The 15549-nt window shown below is 53.6% G+C and carries 13 protein-coding genes; 10 read left to right on the plus strand and 3 right to left on the minus strand.

What is annotated here, in order from left to right; translation table 11 throughout:
- Positions 1-24: 24 nt before the first annotated feature.
- The 4 genes from xseB (at position 25) to ACW9KT_RS13870 (ending at position 3163) form a co-directional block, all read left to right on the plus strand.
- Positions 25-360 carry an exodeoxyribonuclease VII small subunit gene (xseB, locus tag ACW9KT_RS13855; RefSeq protein ID WP_457081362.1) on the plus strand — a complete coding sequence of 112 codons (336 nt, stop codon included), beginning with the start codon at positions 25-27 and terminating at the stop codon, positions 358-360.
- Positions 361-602: 242 nt separating this feature from the next.
- Positions 603-980, plus strand: coding sequence for a hypothetical protein (locus tag ACW9KT_RS13860; protein WP_457081364.1), 378 nt, complete (start codon positions 603-605; stop codon positions 978-980).
- Positions 981-1935: 955 nt separating this feature from the next.
- A complete protein-coding gene (locus ACW9KT_RS13865; RefSeq protein ID WP_457081366.1) occupies positions 1936-2754 on the plus strand; it encodes a sensor histidine kinase in 819 nt (272 codons plus the stop codon).
- Positions 2747-3163 carry a response regulator gene (locus ACW9KT_RS13870; protein ID WP_457081368.1) on the plus strand — a complete coding sequence of 139 codons (417 nt, stop codon included), beginning with the start codon at positions 2747-2749 and terminating at the stop codon, positions 3161-3163. The genes ACW9KT_RS13865 and ACW9KT_RS13870 overlap by 8 nt, the downstream gene beginning before the upstream one ends.
- Positions 3164-3242: 79 nt before the next feature.
- Here the strand turns inward: ACW9KT_RS13870 and ACW9KT_RS13875 are convergent, their stop codons facing one another.
- Positions 3243-3605, minus strand: coding sequence for an MGMT family protein (locus ACW9KT_RS13875; protein WP_457081370.1), 363 nt, complete (start codon positions 3603-3605; stop codon positions 3243-3245).
- Between the two features lie 171 nt (positions 3606-3776).
- Between ACW9KT_RS13875 and ACW9KT_RS13880 the strand changes: the two genes are divergently transcribed.
- The 4 genes from ACW9KT_RS13880 (at position 3777) to ACW9KT_RS13895 (ending at position 10293) form a co-directional block, all read left to right on the plus strand.
- Positions 3777-4271, plus strand: coding sequence for a YciE/YciF ferroxidase family protein (locus ACW9KT_RS13880; RefSeq protein ID WP_457081372.1), 495 nt, complete (start codon positions 3777-3779; stop codon positions 4269-4271).
- A gap of 267 nt (positions 4272-4538) precedes the next feature.
- Positions 4539-5687 (plus strand): efflux RND transporter periplasmic adaptor subunit, encoded by a 1149-nt coding sequence (locus tag ACW9KT_RS13885; protein ID WP_457081374.1) that lies wholly within the window; start codon positions 4539-4541, stop codon positions 5685-5687.
- Between the two features lie 47 nt (positions 5688-5734).
- Positions 5735-8824 (plus strand): efflux RND transporter permease subunit, encoded by a 3090-nt coding sequence (locus tag ACW9KT_RS13890; RefSeq protein ID WP_457081376.1) that lies wholly within the window; start codon positions 5735-5737, stop codon positions 8822-8824.
- Between the two features lie 80 nt (positions 8825-8904).
- Complete coding sequence (locus tag ACW9KT_RS13895; protein WP_457081378.1) at positions 8905-10293, plus strand: TolC family protein; 1389 nt, start codon at positions 8905-8907, stop codon at positions 10291-10293.
- Between the two features lie 140 nt (positions 10294-10433).
- Here the strand turns inward: ACW9KT_RS13895 and ACW9KT_RS13900 are convergent, their stop codons facing one another.
- Both ACW9KT_RS13900 and ACW9KT_RS13905 read right to left on the minus strand, forming a co-directional pair.
- Positions 10434-11714 carry a zinc dependent phospholipase C family protein gene (locus ACW9KT_RS13900; protein ID WP_457081380.1) on the minus strand — a complete coding sequence of 427 codons (1281 nt, stop codon included), beginning with the start codon at positions 11712-11714 and terminating at the stop codon, positions 10434-10436.
- Between the two features lie 235 nt (positions 11715-11949).
- On the minus strand, positions 11950-13992 hold the full coding sequence (locus tag ACW9KT_RS13905; RefSeq protein WP_457081382.1) for a hypothetical protein: 2043 nt from the start codon (positions 13990-13992) through the stop codon (positions 11950-11952).
- A gap of 321 nt (positions 13993-14313) precedes the next feature.
- Between ACW9KT_RS13905 and ACW9KT_RS13910 the strand changes: the two genes are divergently transcribed.
- Both ACW9KT_RS13910 and ACW9KT_RS13915 read left to right on the plus strand, forming a co-directional pair.
- Positions 14314-14802 carry a TlpA disulfide reductase family protein gene (locus ACW9KT_RS13910; protein WP_457081384.1) on the plus strand — a complete coding sequence of 163 codons (489 nt, stop codon included), beginning with the start codon at positions 14314-14316 and terminating at the stop codon, positions 14800-14802.
- A 48-nt stretch (positions 14803-14850) separates the two neighbouring features.
- A complete protein-coding gene (locus tag ACW9KT_RS13915; protein WP_457081386.1) occupies positions 14851-15471 on the plus strand; it encodes a thioredoxin family protein in 621 nt (206 codons plus the stop codon).
- Positions 15472-15549: the final 78 nt, after the last annotated feature.

The raw sequence follows: 15549 nt of genomic DNA on the forward strand, positions 1-15549 counted from the left end.
AACCCGGCGCGACATGAGCCATTTATGACCAACGACCTAACTTACCGCCAAGCCATTGAAGAGTTGGAAACCATCCTGCGAGCCCTCGAAACCGACACTGTTGACGTGGACGACCTCACGGCCCGCGTGCAGCGCTCGGCCGAACTTATCCGGCTTTGCAAGCAAAAGCTCCGCTCCGCCGAGTCAGCCATCGATCGAGTGTTTGAGAACCTGGATGAAGAAGACGAATTGGACGAGGACTTGCCGGCCGACGAGAATGACGATGAGCCAGCACCTCCCCACACTACGCCCGGCGGCCTGACTCCGCGCGTGCGGCCAACGGCCCCGCCGCCCCACTTGCCGGGCGAGTTACCTTTCTGATAAAGCTGCTAGCGCAGGCTGGTAAAAGCGGCCTGGTTGCAAAACACACATTTGCCCCCAGCCCGTCTTGCCTCCCGCTTCTGAACAACTCTTAAAGTGCAGGGGTAGCGCTAGCCTTTATTTTGATGATAAGAGAAGCCTTGCGTTTCAAAACAATAGCCTGTAGCTATATTTGAATTCGCTCTTTGCTCAAGTTGTACTTGGGCGATTTTCTCTTTTTACCACATCTATTTTTACCCCTAATGGAAGTTTTAAAAGCTCCCTTCGATCCTAAAGCCGGCAAAAAAGTAAAGCCAAAAGATGCTGCACGCTGGACCAAGAACTACCGCCTCAAGCCCCGCAAGCACGGTGACACGCCTACTCTTGCTCAATACTTCGGCAAAGAATTTCTGCAGAGCATTCTAAAAGAAGATACCTGCGCTGGCCTGCGCATCTACCAAGCCATAGACGATGAAGGAACGCGCCGCGTGTTGGTAGTTGGTGTTGATGCTCAAGGCAACGACCTGATTGGCCCCATTAACGAGGACGGCACCTTACCGGACGACGGAGGCGGCATAGTAGGTGATTCGCCTATGGCTTGCCCTTCAACATGTGACACAAATAGCCCATTGATGCAATAGGCTTTAGCGGAATTCCTTCTCAACGATCTTTATGGATCCCTATGCGCGGCTTCATCTTGTTAACCGAGTTCTAGAGTCTGCTCCTTTATTGGCGTTCGCCGCAGCTTGGCTGCGGCGGCGTCATATTCCTTACGAATTCAAACCCATTTATTACTACGTAGGAGTCGAGACTTTCTTTTATTTCCTAGATAGACTAAGTCGGATTACGGTACATAATAACATGTACCTCTATCATTTAGGCACATTTGTATTGGTCTTTTTCTTCACTCAAACATATAGTAGGATACTTCCACCTAGCAGAGTCCGATCAGCTATCCCAGTAGGTTTATTTCTTTTTTACACGGTAGCCTTCCTAGATGCCGCTTTCCTTGATGGATTATTTACTATGGTCAATAGGTATTCTCATCCTTTTGGCTGCAGCATGCTCCTTGTTTTAGCAATGGCTCACATAGCCCACCTAACCACGGACACTCGCTATGATCTATTGGAAAAAGAGCCCAGCTTTTTTTTAAGTTTAGCAGTTCTAGTTTACAGTTCGTGTTCATTCATCACACATATAGCTAGCTCTATATATTTTTCACCAGGCTATGATTCCAGGCTAGACTATCTTTTTGAGACTCCTGATGTTGTTTTATTGGCTGTAGCTATGGCATTACTAGCGTGGATGTTTTCCTTCTATCCGCTTAGTACTAACCCGCGCCGGGCCTTACCCAAATGGTTGCACTATAGCAGTTGGCACCCGCGCCCTTTCCGCTTGCTACACCAACCGTTTACCGAGCAGCTACTTAGTAAGGAACTTCAAAAGTGTTAGGTATTTAACTTTTGCTCTTCGTTACCTTTATGCATACTATGGGGGGCATTTTTTAGTGCCATTGGTTTTCTTGCTGTTCTACTCCCATACCACTAATTACGCCGGCCGTGCTGGGCACATCTTCCCCGGTTTCATCTGCCGCGAATGAATAAAGCGCTACTAGCTCTTCTCCTGATCACCCCCATTCTGCTGCTGCTAGCCGGTGGCATTGTGGTGTTTGTGATTCGGGAACAGCGGCGGCGCATGCGGCAGCACCGGCAAATGCAGAAGCTCCGCGAAGATGCTCAGCAACAAGCTCTCGAAGCAGCTTTGCTGGCCCAGGAGGAGGAGCGGCAGCGGATAGCAGCTGACCTGCACGATGGCGTGGGTACCACCCTGGCCATTGCCAAAATGCACCTGCACGCCCTCGGCAACTCCCCGCACACCCAGGAAGTCACGGAGTTGCTCGATCAGGTAATTGCGGAAGTGCGGCGCATCTCGCGCAATCTGCTACCGGCGGCGCTGCAAAAGTTTGGCCTTCCCTTCGCCCTCGATGCGCTGGCCCGCATAGTGCCGCCCGATGGCCCCACGCAGGTTCGCATCAAGCAAACGGGTGACCCACGTCGCCTTGATCCTGGCTTGGAGCTGATTGTGTACCGGATTGCGCAGGAGCTGTTGGGCAATGGCCTGAAGCATGCTCATGCCCAAACCCTGCGTATTGCTGTCGACTTCCAACCTCAGCAGCTTACCCTGCACTACACCGATAATGGCGTAGGCTACAACCCCATGCTTGGCGATGCCCTGCCAGCACCCGGCGCGCGCACAGGCCTGGGGCTAACCAACTTGCGCAGCCGTGTAGCCGTACTCCGTGGCACCCTTCATCATGAGTCGGCACCGGGGGCCGGCACTAGCGTTTGGATTACAATACCCCTACCGTATCTTGTTACCGATCAGACACCTATTACCAGTTCATTCCATGAATAATGACATTATCCGCATCGCCGTGGTCGATGACCACCTCTTGTTTCGCAAAGGTCTGCGGGCTCTGGTGAACGGGTTTGCCAATATGGAAGTGTTGTTCGAGGCTGGCGATGGCCAGGAGCTACTCGAACGTCTCGACTTCGGCGTGGTGCCCGACGTCATACTTATGGACCTGCAAATGCCGGTGCTCGATGGTCTGCAAACGGTGCGACTGCTGCGGGTACAATATCCTTACGTGCGGGTCATTATCATCTCTATGCACGATGAGCCTGAACTAATCGACAACCTGCGTACGGAGGGAGCCCACGGGTATTTGCTCAAAAATGCCAACCCTGAGGAAGTGCGTAAGGCCATTGAAATCGTTGTTCGCCAGCAAGCTAATAAGCCTAACTCAGTCATTCAGAATCAGTAGCCTTAAAGTATGACACCTTAAAAAAAGCCCCCCAGACATGTCTGGGGGGCTTTTTTGTAACCACTCGTACACGTATACCCTACACCAGTTCCAGGGCTGGGTCCCAGAATACGTTTGCAAAATCCTGCACTTGGTCATCTACTACGCGCACCCCTTCAGCTTCTAATGCTTCCTGCATAGCGGTAGGCGTAGCGAAATGGTGGCGCCCGGTAAGTAGTCCCTGCCGATTCACCACGCGCTGGGCCGGCACTTGCTCTAAGCCGCGGGCCGGAACGGCCGCTATAAGCGCGTAGCCTACCATCCGAGCGCCGTGACGGGCGCCCAGGTAATGAGCGATGGCCCCATAGGTACTCACACGGCCCGGCGGAATCAGGCGCACTACCTCATGCACATCTTGGAAAAAATTGCGCTGCGTATCAGTCGGTGCCTGCGGGGTTTTCATAGAGCAAAGTAACTAAAATTAGAAGCGAGGCCATTGCCCGAAACAAGCTCAACACTAGTAAAAAACCATTTTTTACACCAACCTGCACAAGGTTGTAGTCGTAACCAAGCAGGGCGCTGCCGATGAAGACGGCGCTTTATTTCCTCAACCCATCCAACCTAACTAATTACTATGTTCAGCAAACTTGAGAGCCTCGACGATCTGCTAGAAATGCAACTGAAAGACCTTTACAGCGCCGAAAATCAGCTGGTGAAGGCATTACCGAAAATGGCGGCTGAAGCTAAAGATGGCCGCTTGCGCCAAGGCTTTGAGCGTCACCTGCGCGAGACTGAAAACCAAGTAGCTCGCCTGGAGCAAATCGGTAAGTCCATGAACATCGACTTGGGCGGCCACACTTGTAAGGCCATGGAAGGCCTAATCGCCGAAGGCAACGAAACCATGTCGGAAAATGCGACTGACGAAGTAATGGACGCAGCCCTGATTGCCACCTCCCAGCGCATCGAGCACTACGAAATTGCGGGCTATGGTACAGCCGCTCACTATGCGGAGCGCCTCGGCCAAGACGAAGCGGCTTCTTTGCTGCGTCAGTCTTTGGAAGAAGAGCAACTGACTGACACCAAGCTCAACGACTTAGCCAAGAACTACCTGAACCAGAAGGCAATGTAAGCTTTCCAACTTTTTATAAAAAAGCCTGCAACCTGCAGGCTTTTTTTGTGTCTTAACTGCTTAAGCAAACCGACGAGGAAGTAGTCCTAATCGAGCCTGGGGGGCAAATAAAGCTCAAACGATTGTGTGCGCGACATTTATTTCCTAGTTACTGGGGCTACTACTAAACTTACTATGGAGCGAAGGCGTTGATATACGCTCGCCACCCTGCCAGCACCTTATTACACTATTACACTGATACTGAGTCGGGAATAGCTCCCTTACCACATGCAAACAAAGGAGAAAGAAGTACTAGCGCCCGAAATAGAAGAGTCTCGCCCCGGGCGTAAAATACTCTGGATAGTATTGGTATTGGCCTTTATCGGGGCCGCCGTTTTTGTGAAGATGAAATACTTCCCCTCCCCCGCTGCGGGCGGCAAGGGCGGTGCTGGCGGCGGTAAAGGTGCCGCCGGAGGTGGCGGTGGCGGCGGTGGCAAATCGCCCGTGCAGGTATACATAGTACAGGCGACCAACCTTTCCAACCAAGTAGCTGCTACGGGCTCGGTGTTACCCGATGAGTCGGTGGTAATTAAGAGCGAGCTGTCGGGAAAAATCACCAGTCTCAATATTAAGGAAGGTCAGCCAGTAAAGAAGGGCCAGCTACTCTTTAGTATTAATGCCGACGAAGCGCAGGCTGCCATTCGCAAACAGGAGTACAACATCAAGCTTTTCCGCGACCAGGAACAACGCCAGCGCACGCTGCTGGAGAAAGAATACATCAGCGCTCAAGAGTACGAGCAGGCCAATAACCAGTATCTCACGGCCCAATCGGACTTGCAGGCTCTGCGAGCTACGCTGAATAGGGCATTTGTGCGGGCTCCGTTTGATGGGGTACTGGGCCTGACTACTGCTACGGTAGGCACTTATGTAAGCCCCGGCTTTGAAATTACTACACTCTCCCGGGTGCGTCCCGTCAAGATTGACTTTTCTGTGCCGGGCCGCTTCGCTAATCAGATACGGGTGGGCGACGTAGTGAGCATAACCGACGAGGGCACCAATAAGGTGTACGAAGCGAAAGTCTACGCCATCGACCCCCAAATTGACCCAGTGAGTAGGACGCAGCCAGTACGAGCCCGCTACGCCAATGGCAACAACGAGCTACGTCCCGGCGCTTACGTGAAAGTAAACCTGAAGCTAGGCGAATCAACCGACGCCCTGCAAATTCCTACAGAGGCTGTAATTCCTGAGGCCAGCGGTTACAGCGTATACACGGTGCAGGGGGGCAAAATGGTCCCCAAGAAAGTTAAAATAGGTATCCGCTCCGATAAGGTCATTGAGATTACCGACGGCCTAGCTGTTGGCGACTCTGTGATCCAGACTGGTATTCTACAAGTGAAGCCCGGCGACGCAGTGCGCGTGACGAAAGTGAACAAGTAAGCTTTGCCTTGGCTAAGGCCGGGATAGTTTTATTCTGACAACAACTTATGAGCTTATCCTCCACCAGTATCAACCGCCCCGTTCTTGCCATCGTGATGAGCCTCGTCATCGTGATTTTTGGCGTTATCGGGTTTCGGTACTTAAGCGTTCGGGAATATCCGAGTGTTGACCCTCCTATCATTAGTGTTTCGGCTTCTTACACTGGTGCCTCGGCTGATGTAATGCAGGGACAGGTGACGGAGCCGCTGGAAGAAGCGTTGAACGGTATTGCGGGTATTAAAAACCTGACTTCCAGCTCGCGCGACGGTCGCACCCAGATCACAGTAGAGTTTGACCTCGATGCTGACTTGGAAACGGCCGCTAACGACGTGCGAGATAAGGTGTCGGGTGCCCAGGGCCGCCTACCACGCGACATCGACCCGCCGGTTGTGAGCAAGGCCAACGCCGACTCCCAGCCCATTGTAATGACTTATGTCAGCTCCAACCGCCGCAACCTGCTGGAACTGACCGACTACGCAAACAACACCCTTAAAGAGCGTCTGCAGACCATTCCAGGCGTTTCAGAAATTCGGGTATATGGAGAGCGGAGGTACTCTATGCGGCTCTGGCTGAACCCCGTGAAGTTGTCGGCGCTGGGCGTGTCGCCGGTGGACGTGCAAGCTGCCCTTGCCCGTGAAAACGTAGAGCTTCCCAGCGGCGCCGTGACGGGTCAAAATACCCAGCTCACCTTGCGTACCATGGGTCGTCTTACCACGGTCGAAGAATTCAATAACCTCATCATTCGCAAGGATGCCTCCTCGTTGGTGCGGCTTTCCGACATTGGGTATGCTGAGCTGTACCCCGAAAACGACCAGACCATTTTCCGGGTAAACGGGACACCCGGTGTAGCCTTGGCTGTAGTGCCCCAGCCTGGCTCCAACCAGATTGATATCGCGGACGAGTTCAACAAGCGAATCGAGCTTTATGGCAAAGACCTCCCTGAGGATCTGAAGCTACAGACCGCCATTGACTACTCCGTTTTTATTCGGCAGTCTATCTCGGAAGTGCAGCACACCATCATCGAAGCGTTTGTGCTGGTGGTAGTTATCATCTTCCTGTTTCTGCGCGATTGGCGTTCTACTCTTATCCCAGTAGTAGCTATTCCGGTGTCGCTAGTGGGCATTTTCTTCGTGATGTACCTGCTCAACTTCTCCATCAACGTGCTCACGCTACTGGCCGTCGTGCTGGCCATTGGCTTGGTGGTAGATGACGCGATTGTGGTGCTGGAGAATATCTATTCCCGAATAGAGAACGGCGAAGACCCTAGAACGGCTTCCATCAAAGGTTCCGAGGAAATTCTGCTGGCAGTAGTAAGTACCACGGTGGTTCTGGCCGCAGTGTTCTTGCCCGTAGTATTCCTGACGGGTATCACGGGTCGTCTTTTCCGCGAATTTGGCATTGTGGTGGCAGGCTCGGTACTGATTTCCGCCTTCGTATCACTTACGCTCACGCCAATGATGTGCTCGGTTCTTTTGAAACGGGAGGAAAAGCACAACTGGTTTTATCGTAAGACCGAACCGTTTTTTGAGCGCATGATTGCTGGGTACGAAAGTAGCCTCAGATCCTTCCTGCGCAACCGTTGGATGGCTTGGCTGATTGTAGTAGGTACAGGTATAGGTATCTGGGGCTTTATGAAAATCATTCCCTCAGAGCTGGCGCCAGTAGAAGACCGTAGCCGCGTCAATATGAATGCTACGGGACCAGAAGGAGCCTCGTTTGAGTACATGGATGCCTATATGGCCGACGTAACCAAGCTAATTACTGACTCGGTTAGCAAGGAAAACCTGAGTAGTGTCTTTACGGTAACCTCGCCAGGATGGGGAGGTGGCAGCAGCAACTCAGGCAATGCGCGGGTACTACTACTTGACGCTGACAAGCGCCCTCTTACGCAGGATCAAATAGCGGCCACATTATCAAATGGGGTGAAGCGTTTGTCGGCGGCCCGCACCTCAGTTTCGCAGGATCAGAGTATAGGTAATGGCGGGGGTGGTTTGCCAGTTCAGTTCGTTATTCAAACCCAGGACTTCGAAAAGTTGCGCGCAGCAGTACCTAAGTTTTTGGATGCTGCCCGTCAAGATCCAACGTTTCAATTCGTGGATGTAAACCTGAAATTTAATAAGCCAGAGCTGCGTATCACCATTGATCGGGAAAAAGCCCAAAGCCTAGGTGTATCGGTGCAAAGCATTAGCCAGACGTTGCAGGCAGGCCTGAGCGGGCAGCGCTACGGCTATTTTATTCGGGGCAGCAAGCAGTACCAAATTATTGGGCAGGTAGCCCGCGAAGACCGTAACCAGCCCCTGGACGTGCGTCTGCTATCAGTGAAAAGCGCCGATGGAAAACTGGTGCAGCTCGATAACGTGATTCGCCTGACAGAGAGCAGCACACCGCCTCAGCTCTACCGGACTAATCGCTATAACTCGGCTACTTTCTCTGCTTCGCTGGCGCCTGGCCAAAGCTTGGGCGACGGCATTGCGGCCATGCAGGCTATCGCCGACAAGCAGTTGGACGAGACTTTCTCGACCGAACTCTCGGGTGCCTCCCGCGACTTCCAGGAGAGTTCTTCTTCTCTAATTTTTGCCTTCGGCTTGGCCCTGATACTGATTTACTTGGTACTAGCGGCGCAGTTCGAAAGTTTCCGCGACCCCTTCATTATCATGGTGACGGTGCCGCTGGCATTGTCTGGTGCCTTATTGAGCTTGTGGTATTTCAACCAGACCCTTAACCTGTTCTCCCAGATCGGCATTATTATGTTGATTGGTCTGGTGACGAAAAACGGTATCCTGATCGTTGAGTTCGCCAACCAGCGCGTAGAGCAAGGTGCCGATTATATGACCGGCCTAGTAGAAGGCGCTACGGCTCGTCTGCGTCCCATCCTGATGACCAGCTTATCGGCTATTCTGGGTATTCTGCCGATTGCCATTGCTACTGGCGCCGGTGCGTTGAGCCGCCGGGCCATGGGTATTGGTGTAGTCGGCGGGCTGTTTTTTGCAACGGGTCTTACACTGTACGTGGTACCGGTAATGTACTCGTACTTTGCAACGGCCAAGAAGCACAGCAAGAAGGTGGAAGAAACTGAGGAGGAACTGGCCTTGCGCTAATTGCCCCCCAGCCCCCCGCTGAAGCCCTCAACGGCCCCTACGACCCCTCTTTTTTATTGACCCGCGTTTTTGTGGTAAGAATGTCCCCCCTTTTCCGTTCGTTGCTTTCTCTTTCCCTGCTGTTTAGTATTACGCCGCTAGCGTGGGGACAACAAGATCAGACCGCCAAGCCGCAAACGGTAGCTCCTGCTCCACCGCTCACCCTGCTGGATGCAATTCGCATCGGACTAGAGAATAACTACGGCATTCGTTTGGCCCGTACCGACGAGCAGATTGCCAACAACAACGTAACGCGGGGCAACGCGGGGCAGCTGCCGTCTATCAATGGCAACTTCACTCGCAACTTCAATCGCAACAATGTACGCCAGCAGCTCGGTGACCAAGATCCGCGTATTGCTAATGGCGCCGAGTCGAACCAGCTTAATACCAACGTAGCTCTTAACTGGACTGTTTTCGATGGCCTGGGCATGTTTATCGCCTATGATCAACTAAAAACCTTAGAGCGGCAGCAGCAACAAATTACGCGCGCTACTATTGAGGAAGGCATAGCCAACATTACGGATGCTTACTACAACGTGGTGCGGGAGTCGGGCAAGATTCGCTCCCTAGAAGAAGCGCTTGCCATTGGCCAGCAACGCATTGATCTGACCCAGGGCCGCGTTGATGTGGGCGTTAGCGCGAAAGTGGAAGTACTGACGGCCCGGGTTGATTATAACGCCGACCGTTCCTTGCTACTCCAACAGCAGGAATTGTTGAACACGGCCAAAATCAACCTGAACAACCTATTGGGCCGCACCACGCTCATCGATTTTCAGCCCGTCGATTCAATCGTAGTCACGACGGGCTTGCGGGCCGAAGAAATCGTGCAGGGCGTACTCGACCGCAACCCGCGTTTGCAACAGGCGCGCCTCGGCGTAGATGTAGCCCGCTACGAACGCCGCTTGGTAAGGTCAAATCGTTGGCCCCAAGTGAGCCTGACAAGTGGCTATGGCTTGAACCGTAATATCAATAATGCGGCTTTCTTTGGTACGCAGCTGGCCACCAACATCAGTCGCAACCAAGGCTTAAACTACGGAGTAGTGGCTAGCGTCCCGATTTTTAATGGATTTGAGCAGCGCCGCCTTGAGCAGAACGCTCGTGTGCTGGAAGAGCAAAGCCGTCTGCTACTGGACCAGACTCGCCTCAACCTCGACGCCGAGACTGAGCAAGCCCTAAATCGCTACAAGAATCGTCTGCAGCTGCTGGAGCTGGAAGAGGAAAACATTTTGCTGGCCCGCCAAAACGTGAATATTGCTCTGGAGCGCTACCGCCTGGGCCTGCTCACGCCCCTCGATCTACGGGTAGCCCAGCGCAGCCAGCTCGATGCTGAAGTTCGTTTGCTGGATATTCGCTACCAAGCCAAGCAGGCCGAGACCGCCCTGCGCCGTCTTAGTGGGTACTTAGTACAAGAAGGTACACCCCGCCCCTAGCGCATAGCATAGCACCCGAAAAAGCCCCCCAGACTGTGATTTAACAGTCTGGGGGGCTTTTTCATTGGTCGAGTTGCAACCACAACTCTGGTCCACCGCTTGGCTTAGGCTGGTTGAGGTGGGCGTTCGGTGTTGAGCGGCTATTTAGGTTTTGCTTCTTGAACTGAGGGCAGCTGCATTTCCCGTAGCTCACGGAGTGCTTCTTGCGTCTTAGCAATGGTCTTGGCTTGCTGCTCTTCCTCATCAACTGGCTGCTTTGGCATATCACCGAAGAAGTTCAGAATGTTCTGTCGCTGGAGGGCAGTTATATTATCAAACTTTTTATCGGCCAGCTTGCGCAACCACTCACCATAGGTTTCGTCAGCGAGCGCATACTCGCCGGCGAGGGTGGGTTTGCCCGTGTCGAAATCGGTATTGGGCAACGGATGAGCTTTGCCGCTCTGCTCCTGCTGGGCCATGCTACAGTATTCCCGCATCACTACGCGCACGCTTTTCTTGAACACTTCCTGAGCCTCTGGGGTAGGCAGCTTAAAAGCGAAGGGCTGCAGGGGGCCAATTTTGGGTAGCACGCGCACTACTTTGGACAGGAGGCGAGCCCCTAGTCCTGGCCTTTGGTAATCTGAGCCATACTGTTTGCGATAAGCCCGCTCACTCTGACGGTACATGTAGTCGCGGCGGCGCGCCCGGGGGCTTAGCTTCCTAATCTCATCGCGCTCAGCGTGCCAGGCTGCCCGAGCCGCAATGGGAATAAGCTGGCGCACGGCAAAACGGTAGCTGCCAATAGCCAGATCCACATTCACCAGCACTTGACCTAGCTCCAGACCGTAAGTTTTCAAAAATGCCCGCTCCAGCACGGGCTTACTAACCTGAAAACCAATAAAGCTTTGATAATTGGCTGAGCGGTAGCGCCCTGAAGCCAGCTGCACCACATCGAAGGCAAATTCCAGCTGCGTGTGCTGCACGGGGGCCTCGTGGTAAGTGATAGTGGGTCCAAATTTGGCTTTCAAATCGGGGTACACGGAAGCCATAGCCACATTGGTACCGATGGGGTGACCCTTGATATCAGCTACGTAGTGGGCCAAAGCACCGAGGGCAAAAGCGTACTCGTTACGGTCGTGAGCCTCATCTAGCAGATGCCGCACGAAGTCCCCGCTGCGTACATAGTGCGTCAGGTTAGTAAAAAGCTTGGCGCCAAACGGATAGAAGCCCATATCCTGAATAATTGCCCCCCCGTAAGCGTGCGATTTGGCTTCAACCCATTCTTCTCGGGTGGCGTCGCCGTACTTGGTTTTGAGCAGTGGCACCAAGCACTCATCCCAAGTTGAGTCGATGTTGGCTTGATGGGTAAGCACCGAATACGCCGACGCTGACGGGGCAAATAGCAGCAAAGCGGCCAAGGCAGAAAAAAGCCATTTCAGCATAGTAGGGACGAGAAGCACAAGGTGTGATGCTGAAAGTTGGATTTTTAGAGTAGTCAGTACGCGAAAGCTCAACCGGAGTTTTGTCCTTAACCACAGATTTCTCTGCGGCCTAGCGCCGCGTAAAGCTACTGCATTAGAAGGCATTTTGAGGCTGGTAAGCTACGCTACCTCCTGAGAACCGCTGAAGGTAGGAGGAGTTAAGCCCGAAAGACGTTTCGTGAAAAGCAATAAGGTATTATTCCACTTTATCGGCAATGGCTTCTGGCACGCCGAAGCTGCTCAGAACACCATCTACCACCGCCACGCGCCACACCCGAAACACGGAATAGCGCAGGTCGCGGTCCACATCTACCTGTCCTGCCTGCAGGGCCTGACCAGCCCGGCGCGGGTTGTTGTCGCGCACAATGAGCTTATTGGTAGCCAAAGACCCAATGCGGGTCAAAATATTCTTCTTATCCGGGCCAGGACTCTTCTTTAGCCAAGACACCTTCAAGTCAGAGTAACGAGCCCACACCACACCACGGGCCCCCTGACGGCTGAACTGCAGCTTGCACGCAATGCGCTGCACCTGGCCCCGCTCGAAGCGGATAAACGCGGCGGGCTCGCTCACGGGGTTGAGAATAGCAAACGGCGCGGCCCCAAAGGTGCCTTCGTAACTGTGGCTGCCCTGTGGGTCGCGCAGGTTGAATCGGAATACGCCCTCCATCAAGCACTTGTCTTCGAGCCACCCCGATACGCGCCCGATAGTCGGTGGAGAGCCCGGTCTATTTGTTAAATTGGTGATGTTGGCATTGAAGCGGGTAATTGCAAATATTCCCGGCACGGAAGCCCCCTGGGAAATTTCGGCGCTCCGAAAATTGAAGTTGATAATGCGCGTCACGTCTATATCTACTCGGAAAGGCAACTTGCCAATCTGCTCGGGCGAGACGATAGACTGGCGCGCTGGCTGCGGATAATTGGCGTCGCTGGTTACTTGCAGACGGGGGTTGCGCAGCTCCAATACCTTGGCAATCAGGGCACCGCTGCGTGCTAATGCAGCGTAATTAAGCCCTGCAAGGCGTAGTTGGGGAATCTGCACCGTCAGGCGCGACACTGACTGTCTTTTGCGACGGGCAAACTCTGCCGGGCCCATCGTTGGGGTTAGCGTCAGGTTGTCGGCCTGAGCCGCTCCAGTGCGGGTATCTAAGGAGAGCTTTTCGTAGCGGGCTCGGTAAAAAGGTGCTTCTACTACCGCCGTAGCAGGCCCGGTGCGTACTTGCCAAACGCGGGCGTAGTAAATGCGCGCCTTATCTTGGGCCGACACGGAATCTAGCACCAGGTCGTGGCCGCTTACTTCAATAGCGCGAAACGTAGGTGCTTCACTCAGGCCCGGTAGCTGCAATTGCCCCCCAGAAACCCCAATGTACCGCAATACGCTGCGGCGCAGCCACGGCGCCAATTGTTGGTGTAGAGCCCCCGTTTTAGCAGCCGACTTTGCGGCCAAGAACGTAAGGTGAGGCGCAGTGAGCAACAGCGAATCGGCCCGGAATTGTTGACGCGCTAGCTGCGGCGCACGGAGGCCTGTCAGGCGTAGTTGGGCTAAAGCAAGGGTTAGGCGTGGCGTGGTAGCAGCCTGCTTATTTCTACCTACGGGTCGCACCCGAACCGAATCCAACTCCAGCCGCTGCTGGTTGGTAGAAAAGCGTATTGCCCTGAAGCTGCCCGCGTGCTGTTGCGCCCACACACTACCATCGGCGAGTTGAAAAGCCAGACGGCGAGCGTACCCTAGTCGTTGGGTGTCGGCCGCCCCAGCTGCACTGATTAATATATCGTGCGCTTCTAAGTCAGCGCGGCGCAGGGAAGCTACCAGTTGCTGTTCGGGTGTATAATTGCCCCCTAGGTTGCGAAGCGACAGATAGCCAACTCGCAAACCTTTCAAGTTGAGGGGAAGTTTTTCGTGCAGAGCCTTAGCCGAATCGGGCGTGCTGGTAGGCATTTCCCCTACTCCTAGCTGCATGCGCTGTACCAATACTGTATCTAGCGGCACCACATCCCGGCGTAGTAAGGCCAGCAACCCGATACCTTGCAATCGTATCAAGCCGACATCGGCCCGTAGGCGGGGCAGGCGTTCATGCGTGGTCAAATCGGATGAGCGGAGCTGCAAGCCACGTAGTGTAATGGAGCGGCTCCATAAGCTGGTGCGGAGATCTTCGACCTGTAACTGATAGTAGCCACCGGAGGCCTTTGTTACTTGTCGCTCCAAGGTGCGGCGCAGCCAGGGGTCCAGCAAGAGCAGCATGGCCCCAATGAGTATGCCCAGCACTAGCGCGACGCCCAATATCCATCTGCCCCATCTGCGTGCCTTCTTCGGCGCAGCTGAAGAGGTCAGGATGGACGCAGAGGTCGGGCTATCAGGCAAAATTCAGTTATTGTAATTACAATGCCCCCTAAACGGTAAACTCCGCGGCAACGGCTGTTATTTCTCTGAAAAAGTTAAACTTACGAGGCGGTATCCGAGCAACTCAACCAGCAAATTCAGTTGAAAGACACGGAGCCATGCCACCCGCTTCATTTTTTAGTGTCCTTGGTACCAAAGCTCCGTAAGCAACGTTTAATGCCCATGTTAGTTTTCAGAATTCTTCTAGCTAGTGTCCTTTTGCTGCTGGCGGCCCCCAGCGAGGCCCAACAAGTGGAAGTCATTAAGTTTCCGGTCCTGCAAAAGCGCTTGAGTCAGCCCAACGACACTACTTACGTGGTCAACTTCTGGGCTACCTGGTGCGGACCCTGCATTAAGGAGCTGCCCTATTTTGAGAAGGCCAATGCCGCTTACGCTGGCAAAAAGGTGAAGGTGCTGCTGGTAAGTCTCGATTATGCTTCGCAGCTCGATAAGAAGGTAAAACCCTTTGTGCAGAAGCGCGGTCTGAAATCGGAGATATTGCTGCTCAACGAAACTGATCCTAATACCTGGCTCGAAAAAGTAGATAAGCAGTGGTCGGGAGCTATACCCTTTACGCTGATGCTCAACAACAAGAAGCAGAAGCGTGCCGCCTTCGAGCAGGAGTTTACCCAAGCCGAATTGACTACGCAGCTCCAAAAATTTTTGCAATAGCTTGCCTTTCTAACCCGTTTTAACACCTCCTAACTTTTTTGCCTTCCCATGAAAAAGCTGACTTCCTTTTTCGCGCTCTGCCTGAGCTTTGTGCTGCTGAGTGCCTTCGTTCGCCCCACCGCTGGCGGCTACCAGGTAGGCGATACGGCCACCGATTTTAAGCTAAAAAACGTGGACGGCAAGCTCATGTCCATGGCCGACAATCAGACGGCTAAGGGCTTTATTGTGGTGTTTACTTGCAACACCTGCCCCTACGCCCAAGCGTACGAGAGCCGTATTATTGATCTGCACAAGAAATTTGCCCCCCAGGGCTACCCTGTTGTCGCCATTAACCCCAACGACCCGGCCATTGCCCCCGGCGACTCCTTCGACAAAATGCAGGCTCGCGCCAGCAGCAAAAAGTACCCTTTCCCCTACCTCTTCGACGAAACTCAGAGCGTAGCCCAAGCCTACGGCGCCACGCGCACGCCTCACCTCTACGTGCTCACCCGCCAAGGCAACGCCCTGAAAGTGGCCTACATTGGCGCCATCGATGACAACTCGGAGGAGCCAACGGCCGTGAAAACCAAGTACGTAGAAAACGCTCTCACCGAAATTATGGCCGGCAAGCCAGCTACCACCAATTCAACTAAGGCGGTAGGCTGCACCATCAAGTGGCGCAAGGCTTAAAAATGCCCCCAGTACTTGGTAAAGTTCCTCAGCAGAAAGCCCCGTTTCCAATATGGGAACGGGGCTTTCTGCTGAATG

The organism is Hymenobacter sp. HD11105 (genome assembly GCF_054051685.1).